Source organism: Pseudooceanicola aestuarii, from assembly GCF_010614805.1.
Lineage (GTDB): Bacteria > Pseudomonadota > Alphaproteobacteria > Rhodobacterales > Rhodobacteraceae > Pseudooceanicola > Pseudooceanicola aestuarii.
This window is the reverse complement of the sequence record NZ_JAAFZC010000002.1, coordinates 525,606-541,394: the sequence shown is the minus strand read 5'-3', so window position 1 is coordinate 541,394 and position 15,789 is coordinate 525,606. Positions and strand designations below refer to the sequence as shown.

At 59.8% G+C, this 15,789-nt stretch carries 19 protein-coding genes; 10 read left to right on the top strand and 9 right to left on the bottom strand.

Annotated features, from left to right (window positions below; genetic code table 11):
* Window positions 1–6: 6 nt before the first annotated feature.
* Complete coding sequence (locus G5A46_RS15475) at window positions 7–549, bottom strand: heme NO-binding domain-containing protein (protein ID WP_163850815.1); 543 nt, start codon at window positions 547–549, stop codon at window positions 7–9.
* Window positions 550–795: 246 nt separating this feature from the next.
* Here G5A46_RS15475 and G5A46_RS15470 point away from each other — a divergent pair, with 246 nt between their 5' ends.
* The 8 genes from G5A46_RS15470 to G5A46_RS15435 are packed head-to-tail and all read left to right on the top strand — an operon-like array spanning window position 796 to window position 9,746.
* Window positions 796–2,085 carry a PP2C family protein-serine/threonine phosphatase gene (locus tag G5A46_RS15470; protein ID WP_163850813.1) on the top strand — a complete coding sequence of 430 codons (1,290 nt, stop codon included), beginning with the start codon at window positions 796–798 and terminating at the stop codon, window positions 2,083–2,085.
* Entirely contained in the window at window positions 2,082–2,426 is a 345-nt protein-coding gene (locus G5A46_RS15465; protein WP_163850811.1) for an STAS domain-containing protein, read from the top strand. The genes G5A46_RS15470 and G5A46_RS15465 overlap by 4 nt, the downstream gene beginning before the upstream one ends.
* The gene (locus tag G5A46_RS15460; protein WP_163850809.1) at window positions 2,423–2,836 is read left to right on the top strand and encodes an ATP-binding protein; all 414 of its coding nucleotides are present in this window, start codon (window positions 2,423–2,425) and stop codon (window positions 2,834–2,836) included. Before G5A46_RS15465 ends, G5A46_RS15460 begins: the two co-directional genes overlap by 4 nt.
* A gap of 47 nt (window positions 2,837–2,883) precedes the next feature.
* Window positions 2,884–4,617 carry a DUF3131 domain-containing protein gene (locus G5A46_RS15455; protein WP_239520977.1) on the top strand — a complete coding sequence of 578 codons (1,734 nt, stop codon included), beginning with the start codon at window positions 2,884–2,886 and terminating at the stop codon, window positions 4,615–4,617.
* Window positions 4,614–5,759 (top strand): acyltransferase, encoded by a 1,146-nt coding sequence (locus G5A46_RS15450; RefSeq protein WP_163850807.1) that lies wholly within the window; start codon window positions 4,614–4,616, stop codon window positions 5,757–5,759. Before G5A46_RS15455 ends, G5A46_RS15450 begins: the two co-directional genes overlap by 4 nt.
* Window positions 5,756–7,588 carry a glycosyltransferase gene (locus G5A46_RS15445; protein ID WP_163850805.1) on the top strand — a complete coding sequence of 611 codons (1,833 nt, stop codon included), beginning with the start codon at window positions 5,756–5,758 and terminating at the stop codon, window positions 7,586–7,588. Before G5A46_RS15450 ends, G5A46_RS15445 begins: the two co-directional genes overlap by 4 nt.
* Window positions 7,585–8,955, top strand: coding sequence for a DUF3131 domain-containing protein (locus tag G5A46_RS15440; protein WP_163850803.1), 1,371 nt, complete (start codon window positions 7,585–7,587; stop codon window positions 8,953–8,955). Before G5A46_RS15445 ends, G5A46_RS15440 begins: the two co-directional genes overlap by 4 nt.
* Window positions 8,952–9,746 (top strand): peptidoglycan-binding domain-containing protein, encoded by a 795-nt coding sequence (locus G5A46_RS15435; RefSeq protein WP_163850800.1) that lies wholly within the window; start codon window positions 8,952–8,954, stop codon window positions 9,744–9,746. The genes G5A46_RS15440 and G5A46_RS15435 overlap by 4 nt, the downstream gene beginning before the upstream one ends.
* 91 nt (window positions 9,747–9,837) lie before the next feature.
* Here the strand turns inward: G5A46_RS15435 and G5A46_RS15430 are convergent, their stop codons facing one another.
* A complete protein-coding gene (locus G5A46_RS15430) occupies window positions 9,838–10,404 on the bottom strand; it encodes a winged helix-turn-helix transcriptional regulator (protein WP_163850798.1) in 567 nt (188 codons plus the stop codon).
* Window positions 10,405–10,443: 39 nt separating this feature from the next.
* Here G5A46_RS15430 and G5A46_RS15425 point away from each other — a divergent pair, with 39 nt between their 5' ends.
* Window positions 10,444–10,824: a VOC family protein gene (locus tag G5A46_RS15425; protein ID WP_163850796.1), complete on the top strand. Its 381-nt coding sequence runs from the start codon at window positions 10,444–10,446 to the stop codon at window positions 10,822–10,824.
* A 45-nt stretch (window positions 10,825–10,869) separates the two neighbouring features.
* On the opposite strand, the gene G5A46_RS15420 is transcribed toward G5A46_RS15425, so the two are convergent.
* The 3 genes from G5A46_RS15420 to G5A46_RS15410 form a co-directional block, all read right to left on the bottom strand.
* Window positions 10,870–11,520, bottom strand: a complete 651-nt coding sequence (locus G5A46_RS15420; protein ID WP_163850794.1) for a 5-formyltetrahydrofolate cyclo-ligase — start codon at window positions 11,518–11,520, stop codon at window positions 10,870–10,872.
* A 173-nt stretch (window positions 11,521–11,693) separates the two neighbouring features.
* Entirely contained in the window at window positions 11,694–12,137 is a 444-nt protein-coding gene (rnk, locus tag G5A46_RS15415) for a nucleoside diphosphate kinase regulator (protein WP_163850792.1), read from the bottom strand.
* A gap of 75 nt (window positions 12,138–12,212) precedes the next feature.
* Window positions 12,213–12,419 carry a hypothetical protein gene (locus G5A46_RS15410; RefSeq protein ID WP_204318768.1) on the bottom strand — a complete coding sequence of 69 codons (207 nt, stop codon included), beginning with the start codon at window positions 12,417–12,419 and terminating at the stop codon, window positions 12,213–12,215.
* Between the two features lie 22 nt (window positions 12,420–12,441).
* On the opposite strand from G5A46_RS15410, the gene G5A46_RS15405 reads away from it, so the two are divergent.
* Window positions 12,442–12,627: a hypervirulence associated TUDOR domain-containing protein gene (locus G5A46_RS15405; RefSeq protein WP_239520974.1), complete on the top strand. Its 186-nt coding sequence runs from the start codon at window positions 12,442–12,444 to the stop codon at window positions 12,625–12,627.
* 405 nt (window positions 12,628–13,032) lie between these two features.
* Here G5A46_RS15405 and G5A46_RS15400 read toward each other — a convergent pair whose 3' ends face one another.
* The 4 genes from G5A46_RS15400 to G5A46_RS15385 all read right to left on the bottom strand — a co-directional run bounded on the left by G5A46_RS15400 (window position 13,033) and on the right by G5A46_RS15385 (window position 15,595).
* Window positions 13,033–13,587 carry a hypothetical protein gene (locus tag G5A46_RS15400; RefSeq protein WP_163850789.1) on the bottom strand — a complete coding sequence of 185 codons (555 nt, stop codon included), beginning with the start codon at window positions 13,585–13,587 and terminating at the stop codon, window positions 13,033–13,035.
* A 68-nt stretch (window positions 13,588–13,655) separates the two neighbouring features.
* Window positions 13,656–14,288: a recombinase family protein gene (locus tag G5A46_RS15395; protein WP_163850787.1), complete on the bottom strand. Its 633-nt coding sequence runs from the start codon at window positions 14,286–14,288 to the stop codon at window positions 13,656–13,658.
* Window positions 14,289–14,526: 238 nt separating this feature from the next.
* Window positions 14,527–14,727 (bottom strand): hypothetical protein, encoded by a 201-nt coding sequence (locus G5A46_RS15390; RefSeq protein ID WP_163850785.1) that lies wholly within the window; start codon window positions 14,725–14,727, stop codon window positions 14,527–14,529.
* Between the two features lie 106 nt (window positions 14,728–14,833).
* The gene (locus tag G5A46_RS15385) at window positions 14,834–15,595 is read right to left on the bottom strand and encodes a ParB N-terminal domain-containing protein (protein WP_163850783.1); all 762 of its coding nucleotides are present in this window, start codon (window positions 15,593–15,595) and stop codon (window positions 14,834–14,836) included.
* Window positions 15,596–15,789 lie beyond the last annotated feature (194 nt).

The following is a 15,789-nucleotide window of genomic DNA, read 5'->3' as shown; positions in this document are numbered from 1 at the left end:
TGATGGTCACCTTGTCAGGGTAATGTCAAAGGTTGTCGTGTTTTCCAGCCTGGGATGCGCTGTGCGGGTGATCTGGCCGGGAGCGCCGAAATGCTCAAGGCAGGCCTCGATCATGCCGTGGCAGAAGGGATCCAGAGGTCGGGGAGAAGAATACAACATTTCCAGATGGTTACTGGCGGGGCGCCGGGTGTCGAATCGCGGCAGCTCGGCATCGGGGTATAGTTTCCGCACCTCCACGTGGATTTCCTGATCCACGGATTCGAGCAGCGCAAAGGCATCCGGCTTGTCGACGAAGAATTCCGGGTAATGGGTGACGAAGACCTGCATCATCCAATGGCCGAACTTCGTTTGCAGGGCATCGGCGCTGATCCCCGAATGGGCACTGAAGGCCATCACGATCTTCACCAGTTCGGCGCAAGGATAATTTCCGACCCGCGTATAGGCCCCCCCATTGGCAAGATCGGCCGTTTCCAGAACACTATCGACGGTCTTTTCACCAAATGTCGCTTCTGCCATCTTGATCAGTTCGACAAAGATCACGCCTTTCATGTACCGGTTCCTTCCTGTTCAGTGCTGGCCGATCCGTTCCCAAGCTGGGGTGCTCAAAATTTCTGCCGGTTCGGAAAAAAATCTTAGCCGTTGCCACGTCCATGCCATGATATCGTGAAACGATGACCAGAGAACCCATTGATCAAGCCGGAGGAGAAGGGCATTCGCATAAGAGACCTATCCACTTGCATAGGCAGTGGGCCAAGGGCAGGCATGTGGCAGCATGACAACCGGAATCGCGATTGAATGGACATCAACACCGTACATCGCGCCGCTCAGGCCCAGCCGTCGGACCCCGCCCCCCACGACGAGGCCCGGCGCCGCCGGGAAGCCGGCCGTGCGGCGGAGCCCCGCGTGAGGCCGCCGCTCGAAATCGTCGTGGCCGAAGACAACCTGATCCAGCGCACCTATCTGGTCGCGCTGATCGAAAGCCTGGGCTACCGGACCCTGGCGGCCGAAAATGGCCAGGAGGCGTTGGACCTGGTCAAGCGGACAGGCGCGCAGATCGTGATCAGCGACTACCAGATGCCGCTGGTCAACGGGATCGAGCTGACGCGAAAGCTGCGCGATCTGGACCTTGATCACTACGTGCACATCATCCTGATCACCGGCTCGGAGCAAGACGATGTCCGGCTAGAGGCCCTGGAAGCCGGCGCCGACGATTTCCTGAGCAAGGGGCGCGACCCCGCCGCCCTGCAGGTGCGCATCCGCGCCGCGACGCGGCTGATCCACCATGCCCGCGAACTGGCCGAACAGCACCGAGTCCTGAGGGAGGCCAACGACCGTATCAACAAGGATCTGAAGGCCGCCGCCACTGCACAACGGCAATTGCTGCCCGAGATCAAGAAGGCGCTGCTGGGCACGCGCATCGCCTCGGCCTTCGTGCCCTCGGCGGTGGTGTCGGGGGACATGTTCGGGTGCTTTGCGCTGAATGGGACGAAGCTTGGCTTCTACGCGGTGGACGTGTCAGGGCACGGCATTCATGCTTCCCTGTTGTCGGTGGCGATTGGCCACCTGATCACCCCGGAATACTTCGCCAACACCGCGCTGCGCGCCGGGCCATCGGCTGATCCGGCCGCCTTGGTCGATGATTTGAACAAACGCTTCAGCCTGTCGGAAAATGACGATTATTTCACGATGTTCTGCGGAATCCTGGACAGCGAAACCGGCCAGCTGGACTATTGCCAGGCAGGCTATCCCTCGCCGTTCTATCTGTCGCCCGACGGGACCAGCACGGTGGTCGGCGATGGCGGATTTCCGGTCGGCATGTTCGCGGATGTGACCTATGAAAACGACGCGATGCAATTTGAATGCGGCGGATCTCTGGTGATCTGCTCGGACGCCGCGCCAGAGGCGGAGAACCCGGATCAGGGCCCCTTCGGCAGCGTGCGGCTTCAACAATTGGTGGACGCCTGCCACGGTGCGGACACCGACAACATTCCCGAACGCATCGTCAGGGCCCTGTCTGATTGGCGCGGCGGCGACGCGTTGGAAGACGACTTGACGGTCGTGGCATTGAAAAGGAACGAAAGATGATCCATTCCACTTCGCATGAGCAGGATATCACCGTGGTCCGTCCGGGCGTGGAACGGCTGACCGCCGTCAATGCCAAGACATTCAAGGACGAGGTCGGCGCTCTGATCGATTCTGGTGCGGGGCGGTTGGTCATCGACTTCTCGGCAACCAGTTTCCTCGATTCTTCCGGGCTTGGTGCTCTTACCGGGGTGCTCAAGAAGATTGGACATCGCGGTGAGTTGGCGGTGTGCAGCTTGCAGCCGGACGTTGACCAGATGTTTCGGATCTGCCGGATGGATCGCGTCTTTACCATCTATCGGGACGAGGCCGCCGCATTGCAGGCGCTGAGCGAGAAATCTTGAAAAACAGCACCTTCCAGATGATCAACCGCCTCGATGCGGTCGATCCGATGGTTCTTGCTCTCAAGGATCAGGTCGCAGGACCGCTGGAAGGGGAGGCCCTGTTGCGGTTCGACATCTCCGTGACAGAGGCGCTGACCAACCTGGTGCTGCACGCGCGAACGCCCCTGCCGGAAGCGGAGATCACCATCACGCTGCATCTAGAAGATGACGAAGTGCGGATCGACATTTTCGATCCAATCGGCGCGGCCCCCTTTGATCTGCGGCAAAGCGCGCGCGCCTTGTCGGACGTAGATGCCATGGCAGAGGGCGGTCGCGGGCTGGGGCTGATCGTGGAATGTGCGGATGGCGTCGATTATGGCGCAATCAGGCAACGCAACCGGCTGTGCCTGACGTTCCGGGGAAGAGTTTGAATGACGAATTGCCTAAAGTGGACGTGACGCGTGATCGGAGTACGGAAATGATGACGACGACCCTGAAAAAAATGCTGACCGCCGGTGCCGCCCTTTGCCTGTCCTTGACTGCCCCCGCCATCGGGCTCTCACAGGACGACCCGTCGCCGACCCCGGGTACGATGACAATCGACAATGTCACGGTGAACGGCACCAGGTACAACAGCGTAACGATCAGGTCGGAAACGCCATTGTTCATTGATTTCGAGGGCACAGGGCAAAACCCGGAATGCAGCCGTGGCAAGGCGCGCATGTCCAGCGCACATTTCGGGCGCAGCGGCCCGTTGACCGCGCGCGAATACCAGATGGCTCGCATCGCCTGGTCCTATTTCGAAAAGCGTTACCAGCCCGAAACCGGCCTGGTCAATGCCGTGGGTTCCTATCCGTCCACTACACTATGGGACACCGCCTCCTATATCTCCGCCATGGTGGCCGCCTACGAGCTGTGCGTGATCGACAAACGCGATTTCGATACGCGGGCGACGAAGCTGATCAATACCTTGCGCAATCTAGATCTGTATCGCGGTGAAGCGCCGAACAAGGTCTACAATACCAAGACCGGCGGCAAGGTGAATTACGCGAACGAGGCCGGCGAAGTTGGGATGTCCGCGCTGGATATCGGCAGGATGCTGGTCTGGTTGAAAATCCTCAGGGAACGCTATCCGCATCTCGCCAATAGCGTGGACAACGTGCCATTGCGCTGGAACTTTTGTAACCTTGTCAACGAAGACGGGCGCATGTTCGGGTCCTTTACCCGAGGCGATGGCACAACGCGTTACGTACAGGAAGGCCGATTGGGATACGAGGAATACGCGGCCAAGGGATTTGCGCTTTGGGGGTTCGATGTTTCACGCGCCCTGTCGCCGGAGCCGCTGTCCTATACAACGATCTATGATGTCAAAGTGCCCTATGACGGGCGCGATCCGCGAATTTTCAAGAATCAGAATTATGTCCTGACTGAGGGCTACATTCTTGATGGCCTTGAGCTGGGTTGGGATTTGCCAGATGATCGTTCCAATGACGGGTTGATAGCCACGCAGGGATGGCGCGCCGAATTCGCCAACCGTATCTATCTGGTGCAACAGCGCAGATATGAACAGACTGGTATCATTACTGCCAGGTCGGAACATCAGGTGAACGGAAAGCCCTATTTCGTCTATGATTCCATTTTCGCGGACGGCTACGCCTGGAATACACTCGATCCGACCGGAGAATATCAGCCCGATCGTGCCGCGGTTGCGGCCAAAGCGGCCATCGGCCTCTGGGCCCTGTGGGAAACGGATTACACCGACCTTCTGTTCGAAACGGTCGCTGATCTCTATGAGCCTGACGTCGGTTTTTATGAAGGTCTTTATGAGAATGGCAACGGGTTCATTCCGCTTCAGACGGCGAATAACAACGGTATCATTCTCGCCTCCTTGCTTTACAAGGTGCAGGGACCGATACTTCAACAGGTGAGCACCAATGCGCAATATTGGCACACCGCTTATGCAGGTACGGATCTGCGCGACAACAAGTGCCATCCTCGCATGATGGAGGAAGTGGTGAATTGCTGTGCCTGTGCGCAGGACCAGATTCCACCTGTGATCCCATTGGAAGAATTCCGCTATTGCCGCGCCGTACCGACTGAAGGCGAAACAGCCGCCCAGGATTGCCAGCCGCAGAAACACAACCTTGCCCCGCCGAAACCGCGCAAAGTCTTGCCTCGGTCTTGCGTCAGCCCGGCCGTTTCGCAACCATGAGCGCCGGAAAGCCACGCCTGGTCTGGTTCGATGCCAACCGCGTTTTTGCGGCCATTGGCGTCGTTCTGATCCATTCCACCACTGATTTCGGCGGCAAGCCATTTGCTGACGCTTCACCGGACGAACGTCTGATCCCGGTTTTTCTCCGCTCCATCGGGGAATTCTCCGGATCGGAAATGTTTTTTTTCTTCTCATTATTTCTTATGGCTATGCGGGTCGACAAGAAGATGCCCGGCTATGGTGAGGCAATTGGCACCCAGGCGAAACGCCTGCTGATCCCCTTTGTCTTCTGGGTGATCTTCTATGCCTTCTTCCGTTTGCTGAAAGCAGAGGCATTCAACTACACCGACTACATCTGGTCGCAGCTTGGCCAAGTGGAGAGTTGGTTTGGCTATGTCCTTCTGGGCAAAGTGCAATATCACATGCACTTTCTCCCCACCTTGTTTGCGCTATTTCTGTTCTACCCTTTGATGCGGGGTGCGACCCGCTATCCCGTTCTTGGAATCGCCTTGTTCCTGACGCTTGGAATCATGAACAATACTCAAGCCTTCGTCTGGGGGTTGGGATTGGATCCCGGACTGCGCGACTATATCCTGCGGGCGCTAAAGATCTTTGGCTATGTCGGATACGGGTTTGCGGCCTTCGCCCTGTATGGCTTGTGGAAAGATGGTATCCCTCGTGGCGAAAGCAGATTGCTGCGGCGGGGTGGGTTCTATTTTGCTGCGCTGGCCTATGTCGCGACTGTTCCGTTTTTCGCTGTCGCTTGGAAAAGTGGGGATTGGGGGATACGTGAAGGGTGGGATTTCTACGGACATTTTCTGATGCCGATCTGTATCTTCCTGATTTTTCTTGGTGGCCAATTCCGAGAGTGGTCGCCGCGTTGGTCGGAATTGGCAAAGTACACCTTTGGTGTCTACCTTGTTCATCCGGCAATCATCGATCTGTATGACATCGGTCTTTTCACCTCTGGCCTTTCCGATGGCATGTCGCCCACGGCCATTGTCGTTCTGCGGTATGCCTTTGCGCTTCCGGGATCGTTTCTCTTGGCTTTGGGATTGTCCCGTGTCAGAGGTCTCGCCTGGACCATTGGTTTGGGCCCGACGCCGTGGGAGGCGCGAAAGGGGAAGGCGGCGGGCGCATGATTGAAGATGACTATTTCCTTCAATTCGAAGATCGTACACCACCCCCGCCATTGCCTTACAATGCATGGCGGGAATCCATCTGGCAATTTCTTGCGATTGTCGCACTTGTCGTCGGTGGATGGTATATCTGGTGGCGGTGGGCGCATTCGCTGAATCCGGATGCGATGTGGTTTGCCGTACCTTTGGCATTGGCAGAAACCTGTGCGTTTTTCGGGATGGTTCTCTTTGTCTTCAATCTGTGGAAGGACGAGCCTGTCAAGATGGAGGAGCCACCCGCCGTTCTGGGCGACGTGACGGAGGGGCATCCCGAGAAGGATCGCAACATCAGTGTTGATGTGATGTTTGCGACCTACAATGAGGATCCGGAGCTGGTTCGGATTGGTATTCAGGATGCCAAGCGCATGACCTATCCGCATCCGATCGACATCCGTATTCATATCCTCGACGATGGCAGGCGCGCTGAAATGCGTACGGTAACAGAGGAAGAGGGTGCGAATTACATCACCCGGCAAACCAACGAAGGGTTCAAGGCCGGGAACCTGCGCAATGCGATGGAGGAAACCCACGGTGATTTCCTTGTGATTTGCGATGCGGATACCCGTCCATTTCCCACCATGCTGGAACATACGCTTGGGTATTTCCGCGATCCGAGGATGGCCTGGGTCCAGACACCGCAATGGTTTTATGATCTTCCTGCGGGCATCCGGCTGCCGCACCGGTTGGGTCGATATCTGGGCGCACCGGGGCGTCTTGTCGGGCATGGCATTGAAGCGGTGATCGGACCTGTGGTTCACGGTCAGGATCCCTTTGTCAACGATCCCAAGATGTTCTACGATATTATCCAGAGGCGCAGGAATTGGGTGAATGCGTCGTTCTGCTGTGGGGCAGGGTCCATTCATCGCCGCGAAGCGGTAATGGAGGCCGCATTGCGCAGCTTTGGTAAAAAAGTGGAGGAACGCACCTGGGCGGTCGAGGAGATTGTCACCGTCTCCTCCAAAGAGCGCGAAGTCGCGCCGGAATTGATGGAGGCCATTCGAACGGAAGCCGCCACGGAGGAGGTGTTGACCCCCTATCGGTTTCATGTTTCCGAGGATATCTATACTTCCATCGTTTTGCATTCAGATCGTGAACGCGGTTGGAAATCAAAGATGCACCCGATCGTGGAAAGCAAGATGCTGTCGCCGCAGGATCTTGTGACCTGGACGATGCAGCGGTTCAAATATGCCGGGGGCAGCCTGGATATTCTGGTGAATGACAACCCGCTGTTTCGCAAGGGGCTGACCCTTGGTCAGAGATTGATGTACGGAACGACCTTTTATTCCTATCTCGCGCCATTGTGGAACGTGGTTTTTCTGCTTGCGCCGGCGATATACCTGTTTACCGGCATCTCGCCGGTATCGGCCTATTCGGCGGCGTTCTTCATGCATTTGATCCCGTTCCTGGTAACCCTGGAATTGGCCATCATGGCAGGCACCTGGGGGATCGCGGGCTATGCGTCCAAGGCGAATTACCTGGCGTTCTTTCCTCTTGGCCTTCAGGCTCTGCTGACCGTGGCGCGGGGGGAGAAGATCGCCTTCAAGGTGACGCCCAAGGTCCGGCAATCGGGGAATTTCCTGGGGTTGGTGCGACCGCAGATCGCCGTCATCGTTCTGACTCTTGCAGGGGCAGCCTGGGGGGCGGGCGCTCTGGCCCTGGGGGGCACTGGTCACTCGCTCAGCGGGGTTGTGGCCAACATCCTGTGGGGATTGAACAATTGCTTTGCCATGGCCGGCATTATCGGCGCCGCAATGTGGCAACCACCCGAGATCGAAGAGGCACAACCGGCATGAGCTTTCGCGACAATCTGATCAATGCGCGCAGCAATATCGTCTTTATCGTGGCCTTGCTGTGTGGTTTGGCTTTGGTGATCTCGTTGGAGGACCACATGCCCGCCACGCCGCATGAGGCGATGCAGATCGCGCCCACCGCCGGGCCGGTCGAAATGTCCGCGCCCATCGTCGCGCCGCCCCTGGCACGTTTCGATGCAGTGGAACCGCTGCCGCTGGCCGTGACGGGCGCCGGCCGTCCCGAGGATCTGGATCACGCCCGCATCGCCTGGCGGTATTTCGAGAACAATACCAACAGGGACACAGGGTTGGTCAATTCCGCCGATCAATATCCGTCAACCACGATGTGGGAAACGGGCTCCTACGTGCTGGCGGTGATCTCTGCCGATCTGCTGGACCTGATCGCGCCGGAGGAGGCGGAGGCGCGGCTGGCGCAGGCCTTTGACAGCCTGGCCACGATGCGCCTTTTCGATGATATCCTGCCGAACAAGGCCTATAACGTGCAGACGGCAGAGTTGGTCGATTACAGCAACAAACCTGTGGAGCGGGGGCTGGGCTGGTCAGCGTTGGACATCGCGCGGATGGTCGGGGCGCTCAGCCATGCCGAGCACCATTACCCCCAGTTGGCGGGCAAGGTCGCATCGGTTCTGGCGCATTGGGATCTGGACCAGATGGTCGAGGCAGGACAACTGATCGGCGGAAACATGACCCCGGATGGACTGCGCCGGGACCAGGAGGGGCGCGTGGGCTATGGCCAGTACGCGGCCAAGGCGATGATGTTGAACGGGTTCGACATGGTGCGTGCCTATCGTGCCGAAGACCACCTGATGGTCCAGGACGTGGCGGGCCAACCCATTCCCGTCGATACGCGGCTGCACCGCAATGTCACGCCTGCCTTTACGGTGTCCGAACCCTATGTGTTCGACGGGCTGGAATTCGGGTTCGACGCGCGATCGCACCGGTTCGCCACCGCGATTTATCTGGCGCAGGAGGCGCGCTGGCGCGAAACGGGGCAGCTGACGGCGGTCAGTGAATCGCATCTCGATGAGGCACCCTATTTCATCTATTCCACGATCTGGGGCGGCGGCGCACCCTGGGCGGTGATGACTTTCCGGGGGGAGCGGCTGGACAGCAAACGGACCGTGACGGTCAAGACCGCCTTTGCCTGGGACGCGCTGTTCGCCACGGACTACACAAGGGAGCTGGTGCGCGAACTTGCCCCGCTGGGAGATCCGGACCGGGGTTGGCCCGAAGGGATCTACGAGGCCGACGGCACGACCAATGCCTCCTTTACCGCCAATACCAACGCCGTGGTATTGGCGGCCCTGGCGTTTCGTGTGCATGGCCCGTTGGCGCGGGCCGCACGATGACCGGTCCGGCCTTTCCTGCGCTGACGCTTGCGGCCGGTCTGCTGATCGGCGTTCAGGCCCAGGCCGCCCCTTGTGTCGGCGCCAATTTCCAACGCCCCTTGCCCGGCGCCACGGGGGTGGAGACGCGCTTTGTCGATGTGCCCTCGCCACGCTTTCCGGGGCTGTGGCAGGAGGGGCGGATCGAAGGGCATCCTTACGTGATCTACGCCAACGGGGAGGCCAGCCTTCAGGAGGGCAGGGCAGAGCCGCGCTGGTCGATCTTCGTGCTTTGCGACCTTGACGCGGGCAGTTGCACCCAGACGGCGGAGGGCAGTCCGCCCGCCCCGGCGGTGACGATCGCCACGATGCTGGGCCAGTGCTTTGTCGCGCCTGAGCAGGTGGTGGCCGCCCCGGTCCGCGCCCCCGATCGCGTGGTCATTGCCCCGCCTTCCGATGGCTGGGCGCTGACCCCGCCACCGGACCCGGTCTTCGCGCCGCAGGATCCCGGGGCCTTGGCTGAAGCGGCAGGGTCACTCGGCGCGGCGAACGCCGCCGCGGTGGAACCGACCGCCCCCTGCGGCCTGCAAACCGTCCCGGAAGGTGAGCCGGGGATCACGCTGCAATTGCTGCTGGTGGAGGCCGGGGTCGACCCCGGTCCGATTGACGGCTTTCCCGGACGGCGCACCCGCGCGGCGCTGGCAGAGGTTCTGGGGGCGGAGGCCGCCAGGATGGAGATCGCGGCTGCGACCACCGCCCTGAGCGAGCATTTGTGCGCCATGGCGAAGGGCAGGGCCCCTGGCGCCGAGGAGTGACCCGCCAACCGCAAGGCCGAAATCGTCGGTCAAAGGCCCGGACAGCGGAAACGCCCGAAGCGAAGTTTGGGCCATTGGTCGCAACGGCCACTTACACCTGTACGCCGTTGGATCCCTGCGCAAGCCTAATCGACGGTGCTGTCACCTCGCTGATCAGCCCGCCAGTGTTCACGGAGCGATAGAGCGGCCGGGGCGGGCGGGCGGCGCCGTCGATGCTGCGCTGCACCCAGTTTCTGGCTTCCATGGCTTTCAACGATTGCGACAGGGCGCGATCCGATATCGTGTGCAAGCTGCGCTTGATCCCGGTGAAATGGCGGGGTGCCTGTAGCGCGGTCAGAACCGGCAGCGTCCAGGACCGGCGCAGCAGGTCCAGGTCGGCCGTCTTGACAACATCGTAGATCCTGCCGGCAATCTCGGCAGCGACCACCCCTTTGGGGGTAAGTCGGAATTCCGGGCGTAGCGGATGGCCATGGCCGGGGTTTCGCTCCAGCAGCCCAAGGATGATGAGGTGTTCGACGCTTTGCGCGAAGGCGCTTCTGCCCGCGCCGGTCGCGGCCAACAGTGGCGCTTGCCGTCCCGGTACGCCGGCGTGCAGCTTTGAGAGAATAGGCAGCCCCCAAGCCCTTGACGTCAGGTTGACAAAAATCGTTATGTCCATAAAGTATAGTTACTTTATTTTTGATACTCAGGAAAGCCCATGCCGGTCATTTCAGTCGATCAGACGATTACCCTCGCCCTGTCCGTCAAGGACCGCCACGCAAGCGCGCAATGGTATGAAAACCTGTTGGGTTTTGCCGTGCTTTACCACGCCGACGACGCCGGTTGGTCGGAATTGCGGACCAACACGCCTGGCGTTTCCCTCGGATTGGGAGAGCATACGCAGCCCGCCCCCGGCAATTGCGTGCCGGTCTTCGGCATCGCCGATCTGGACAGCGCGCGGCGGCTTCTGGAACATCACGGCGTCACATTCGACGGGCCGACCGATGTCGTCGAGGGGATGGTCAAGACGGCGACGTTCTATGACCCGGATGGCAACGCCCTGATGCTTGCGCAGGATCTGACCGAAGGCGGCGCATAGCCTGCCGCTTCCCCCGCTTGCCGCTCCGGCGTCCTTGGCGCGCTGTCATCGTTGCAGATATGTCCCGTCCGACAGCAGGACTTCGTTCATCGGCACATCCCAGGGCATCGGAAAGATTGTCGGCAGACGGCAGCCGGCGAAGCCTGCGCCGATGATACGGGGCGACGGCTCCAGCCGCGCCAGCGTACGGTCATAATACCCCCCGCCATTGCCCAGGCGGTAAAGCGCGTCATCGACGCCGACCAGCGGTGCGATGACAATGTCAGGCTCGTGGTGCGCGCCCGTTGCCGGGACCGGGATGTTCCAGAAACCGCGAGTCATGCGGCAGCCCGGCGCCCAGGCGCGAAATTCGATGGGCTGGTGTTTCTCGACGACGACGGGCAGCAGGATCCGCGCGCCGGCGGCATGGGCGCGCTCCATCCAGGCGCGAAGATCCGGCTCCCCCCGGATCGGCCAATAGGCGGAGATGGTGACGCCGGGCGCGGCGACGATGATCCGGTCAAGCCCTGCTATCAGCCTGGCAGTTGCTCGCGCGCGCGCCTTCGAAGGTAGCGCGCGCGCCGCGACCAGTCGCGCCCGCTCCGCACGTCTGAATCGTGCCACGTCCCGCGCGGTCTCAGGGTCGACCGGTTGCCCGTCGATCAGAAGATGGGCGAAACAGGGGCTGGTGCCTCCGTCGGTTTCGTCACCCGCCATGGGGATCCTCGTGCGTGTTGCAGTGGAAAGAGGGTACCGCAGTGCCGGGCAAAAACGAAGGCGTGCGCCGCCGAAACTTGCGGCGATCTCGGCGGATGTCTCAATATCCTTCGCGCAGGCTCTGTCTCGTTCAAGCCCCGGTATCGGGTCAACCTGCCCCCTGGGGCAACGGTTCACGGGGTCTCCGGCTCTTCGAAGGCTTTTGGAGGGCCGACATGCATCACGGTCAGCATTCTGCGCTGGCCGTCCCTGGTCTCCCGGGGCAGCGAAGCGCCTTCGGCCAGACCGATCAGGGCCACCCCGATAGGCGTCAGGATGGAAATTTGGCCCTGCGCGATGTCGGCGTCTTCGGGAAAGACGGGCGTGACCGTCTTTTCCTGTCCGGTCGCCTCGTCGCGGTAGGTGACCGCCTGTCCGGTTGCCACGACGTCCGGCGGAAGTTTCGCCGCCGGAACGATACGCGCCCGACCAATCTCGCCGACCAACCGATCGGCAAGATCCGGGTTTCGCTGGATTGCACCTTCCGCAAGGGCTTCGAGCCTGTCCAGGCTATCGGCGCCGATGACGACCTTGGGCCGCCGCCCCCTGCCGCGTGAGTTGGAGCGTTGCACGTTCATCCGATTTTCCTTTCCGCCCGCTGGTGGCGTGGATCTTGGGGTTGTGGTCAACGTCGCGAACCCGGCCAGGTGGCATCAGGCCGCCTCGTGCTCCGGAGATGGGCGCAGGTCCAGCACGAGCACCGTCTCGATTTGCCCATCGTCCCGCAGCAGCGGCATTTTTTGCAATTTTCGCATCCCGATCAGGGTCGCCCCCAGCAGGGAAGTCACGAGAACATGCCCCGGGATCGGCGTGGGGCCCATGGACAGCACGCCGGTACGCGCGCCCTCGTCGCTGATCATGGAGGTGACTTGGCATCCCGCCATGACAAGCCCGGGAGGGGCAGGTCGCGTCAGCGGGCGCGACACGAAGGTTCACGAGGCCGATTTCGACCGCAAGGGCTACCGCCGCCCTGCGTCGACAGAGGCGCCGCACTACGAAATCGAAAGCGACGAGACCGAACCTATCGCCGAACACAAGGAAGACAGGTTGACTGCGCTTGACGAGTGAGAGCGGTGCCAGGACCGCGACCAAATGCAGAGCGGGGTTCGGGGACTGTTTGTCGAAATGGGCTCAGACTTCCCAGGTTCGGCGAAAGTGTCCGGAAGGACCATCCGCCACGCCTATCCGTTGCAACGGTGAAGGCCCGTTCCAAGTCTGAAGGATGGCGCCTGATCCGTCAGATCCCACGCGCGGGGGGGAGCACCTGACATCTGCCGAGCATTACTGATGCTGGGAGCGAGTGGCGGAGAGACAGGGATACGATCTCGTCACAGGGATGTCCAGTAATATCAGTACGTTATGTGGCTCTTGTGGTACATCTTTATCCGGATATCGAGGTGTACCACATCTACCGCAGCCGTTTTGATAGTGTATTAAGCTCAAAGTCGAAAGGGAAGGGCATTAGCTTGGGCTTCAATGAATACGCAGAAGAATGCACATAGCCCATGCAGTAGCACCCAACGGAACTAAGCCGTGCCACACATAGACAAACAGCCCTCCAACTAGCCTTAACCGGGATATACCTCGCTTGATCTCACTTAGTTGCTCCACGGCTCCCTTCAGATCGTCCACGGCCTCACTTTGCGCTTTGCCTGCTTTGATATCTGTTTCAACCTCCTTAGCCGTGCTTGATAGGCTCCATATGAGATTGGCGAGTTTTGTTTGCAAAGCTTCAGCTTTACCGCCTCCCCAAACAGATTGCTTCTGGACACGCTCCCCACTGTTCCATCCGACATATGACAACACGTCGGTGAACCAGTTCACAGCGTAGCTCAAGAGAAGCAAACCGATGCCCCATGCCAACGGCCCGTTTAGCTTCTCTGCAGGTATGGGAACCCCCAGAAGCTCCAACCCTGAAAGGTCCAGCCCGTAAGCGTCAATGATGATGACTATCGCCACTGTCGACAGGAGCGTTCGGCCAGCGACCAAGGTCGGTCTAGAGAAGACTGTTTGTCCGTCTATGAGCATAGGAGTCCCCATTTTTGCAGTCGTTCACATACGACCTTCTTGCCCTACGAAGGAACGGGCGATCACTTCTATCGCCATCGGTCCACAGCGGCGTGTGCAGCCACAGGGTCAGCCTTTATTCTCAGTACCGTCTGCCGGGTCAAGCCCGTGGCACTTGCGATCCAACTTGGCCTCTGGCCCTCGGATAGCATGGATTGGACCTGCAAGAGCGTCTCTCGGTTGTAGCTGGGCTTCTTGCCTCGGTACTTCGCAGGATTGGCCTTGCTGGCCTCTATGCCGGCCTTCTGGGCTTCTTTGATGGCTTCCGCTTGGGCCTGTGCCGTCGCGGCCATGAACCCTATGAGAGCGTCTCTTACGGCCATCTGCGTGGGGTCTGAGGTGGCTCCGTCAAAGGTCATGTTGTTAATCACAGTTCGGATTACGACGCCCCGCCGCATGAAGTCCCGGATGGTATCCGTCACGTCTTGGTAGTTCCGCCCCAACCGATCTACCCAGCGGACGACCAAAACGTCACCCCTTCGCAACTTGTCGTAGAGACGTTTGCCTTCCGGACGGCCACATAAATGAGTGGTGATGCCAGAGATACCATGGTCCGCCACGACCTCATCGACTTTATGGCCTGCGGCCTCCGCTTGCGTAAGCTGGTGGTCGAGGTTCTGATCTTTGGTGCTGACGCGGGCGTACAGAATGGTTTGAGACATGATGGCTCCGTAGTGTCCGATTGAGTAGTGTCCTTTTATATCAATGTCCGTTGACTCAAGGCAACCCTTAAGGACGCCTTTATGGAGCCTGTTGCGCGTGTACGTTAGCCCATACCCTTGCGGACAAAGGGGAGCGACACCCTAGACTGAGTCAGGATGCCGCAGAGTCCTCAATTGGAAGGTGCGCTACTCCCTGACCTCTCAACCACGCAACAATCCAACCAGACAGAAAGGCTCATCAATGCGCTGCTACACGCTTCCCTTCTTCCTGTTCCATGTCACGTTCGTTGTCCGACCGGCCTGCCGCTGGTTCCCTGTCGCCCGCATCGAGAGTTTGGGTGATGGAGAGCTTGGATGGTGTGCTGGTCGGGTGCAGGTTTTCGTCACCAAGGGGCGAGTGCTGGGAACGTCCTGACAGCTGGTCCGTGGCTTCGGACATGCCATCGCTTCCCCCCTGTGGCCCCTCATCACCAAAGGGGGGAAAAGCGCTTCGCGGCCATGTATAGTAAGCCGTTCAGATTTTCGGGGCATCAAGAAGCCGGTTCTCAGAATGGCGTCTCGAAGTCGTCCTCCTCGTTCCTGAACCGTAGCTCGTCCAGTACGTAGCCCAGCACTTGAGAACTCAGACGGCGCTCAAGGACGATTGCCAGCGCTTCCCATTGCCGCTCCGCCATGTAGCCAATCTCTTTGCCTGCCGCGTCGTCCAGCTGCCTTGCCCTTGCTTCGATCATCTGTTCCTTCATGTCGTCATCCCACTCCGGTCTTTCCGTTCCCTTCAAGACCCGCATTGCCTCCCACCATGTTTCAGGCAGGGGAGTGTCCTGTTCATCAAGGCGGCGCCGGGTCTTGCGCATCTTCGCCACGGTGCCATCGCTCACGCCTGTAGCGCTGACGGTCTCCGCCTTCGACAGTTCGTGGTCGGAGCAGACAAGCCGCCACGCTGCGTTGGTGCGCTCCGTCTTCGTCATGGGCAGCTTGGTCTTGCTGTTCTCGCGTAAGGCTAGAAGCATCGCATCGCGTTCGCTGCATTCGTGAACCACGACGGGGACCGGCTTGGTATGTCCGCTGGCGCAGTACGCCGCATGTCTATGGTGACCGTCCACCACGACAAAGTCGTCATCGTCTCGCTTCCACACGGTCAGCGGATCAAGCTCGGCACCGGACTTCAGGGCATCTTCCAGGCTGCGTACGTGGTCTTCCGTTACCTCGAACTCGCGGAACTGGAAGTCGTCCGGTTCGGTTTTCAACGCTTTTAGAGGCAAGCGCATACGTCTTGGGCGCGTAACGCCCTGTTTTATTTCAGTCATTTCTGGGTTCTCTTCGGTTGCGTGGGTCCAAATCGCTGGTCCAAGCCTATGCAATCTGCATGGCCAGAGGTTGCATACCCAAGGGAGCACCTCAGCCCTCCCTCAGGCCCCGCACAAGGTGTCATCACCTCGTGGCAAGAGACCCAAGGAAGGAGCCATAGGACCAGCCGAAGAAACCACCGCGCGTGAAAAGG

Excerpts from the sequence above, each read along its gene's own strand:
- G5A46_RS15475 (WP_163850815.1), bottom strand. The coding sequence starts at position 549 with ATGAAAGGCGTGATCTTTGTCGAACTGATCAAGATGGCAGAAGCGACA.
- G5A46_RS15470 (WP_163850813.1), top strand. The coding sequence starts at position 796 with ATGGACATCAACACCGTACATCGCGCCGCTCAGGCCCAGCCGTCGGAC.
- G5A46_RS15465 (WP_163850811.1), top strand. The coding sequence starts at position 2,082 with ATGATCCATTCCACTTCGCATGAGCAGGATATCACCGTGGTCCGTCCG.
- G5A46_RS15455 (WP_239520977.1), top strand. The coding sequence starts at position 2,884 with ATGATGACGACGACCCTGAAAAAAATGCTGACCGCCGGTGCCGCCCTT.
- G5A46_RS15450 (WP_163850807.1), top strand. The coding sequence starts at position 4,614 with ATGAGCGCCGGAAAGCCACGCCTGGTCTGGTTCGATGCCAACCGCGTT.
- G5A46_RS15445 (WP_163850805.1), top strand. The coding sequence starts at position 5,756 with ATGATTGAAGATGACTATTTCCTTCAATTCGAAGATCGTACACCACCC.
- G5A46_RS15440 (WP_163850803.1), top strand. The coding sequence starts at position 7,585 with ATGAGCTTTCGCGACAATCTGATCAATGCGCGCAGCAATATCGTCTTT.
- G5A46_RS15435 (WP_163850800.1), top strand. The coding sequence starts at position 8,952 with ATGACCGGTCCGGCCTTTCCTGCGCTGACGCTTGCGGCCGGTCTGCTG.
- G5A46_RS15430 (WP_163850798.1), bottom strand. The coding sequence starts at position 10,404 with ATGGACATAACGATTTTTGTCAACCTGACGTCAAGGGCTTGGGGGCTG.
- G5A46_RS15425 (WP_163850796.1), top strand. The coding sequence starts at position 10,444 with ATGCCGGTCATTTCAGTCGATCAGACGATTACCCTCGCCCTGTCCGTC.
- G5A46_RS15420 (WP_163850794.1), bottom strand. The coding sequence starts at position 11,520 with ATGGCGGGTGACGAAACCGACGGAGGCACCAGCCCCTGTTTCGCCCAT.
- rnk (WP_163850792.1), bottom strand. The coding sequence starts at position 12,137 with ATGAACGTGCAACGCTCCAACTCACGCGGCAGGGGGCGGCGGCCCAAG.
- G5A46_RS15410 (WP_204318768.1), bottom strand. The coding sequence starts at position 12,419 with ATGATCAGCGACGAGGGCGCGCGTACCGGCGTGCTGTCCATGGGCCCC.
- G5A46_RS15405 (WP_239520974.1), top strand. The coding sequence starts at position 12,442 with ATGACAAGCCCGGGAGGGGCAGGTCGCGTCAGCGGGCGCGACACGAAG.
- G5A46_RS15400 (WP_163850789.1), bottom strand. The coding sequence starts at position 13,587 with ATGCTCATAGACGGACAAACAGTCTTCTCTAGACCGACCTTGGTCGCT.
- G5A46_RS15395 (WP_163850787.1), bottom strand. The coding sequence starts at position 14,288 with ATGTCTCAAACCATTCTGTACGCCCGCGTCAGCACCAAAGATCAGAAC.
- G5A46_RS15390 (WP_163850785.1), bottom strand. The coding sequence starts at position 14,727 with ATGTCCGAAGCCACGGACCAGCTGTCAGGACGTTCCCAGCACTCGCCC.
- G5A46_RS15385 (WP_163850783.1), bottom strand. The coding sequence starts at position 15,595 with ATGACTGAAATAAAACAGGGCGTTACGCGCCCAAGACGTATGCGCTTG.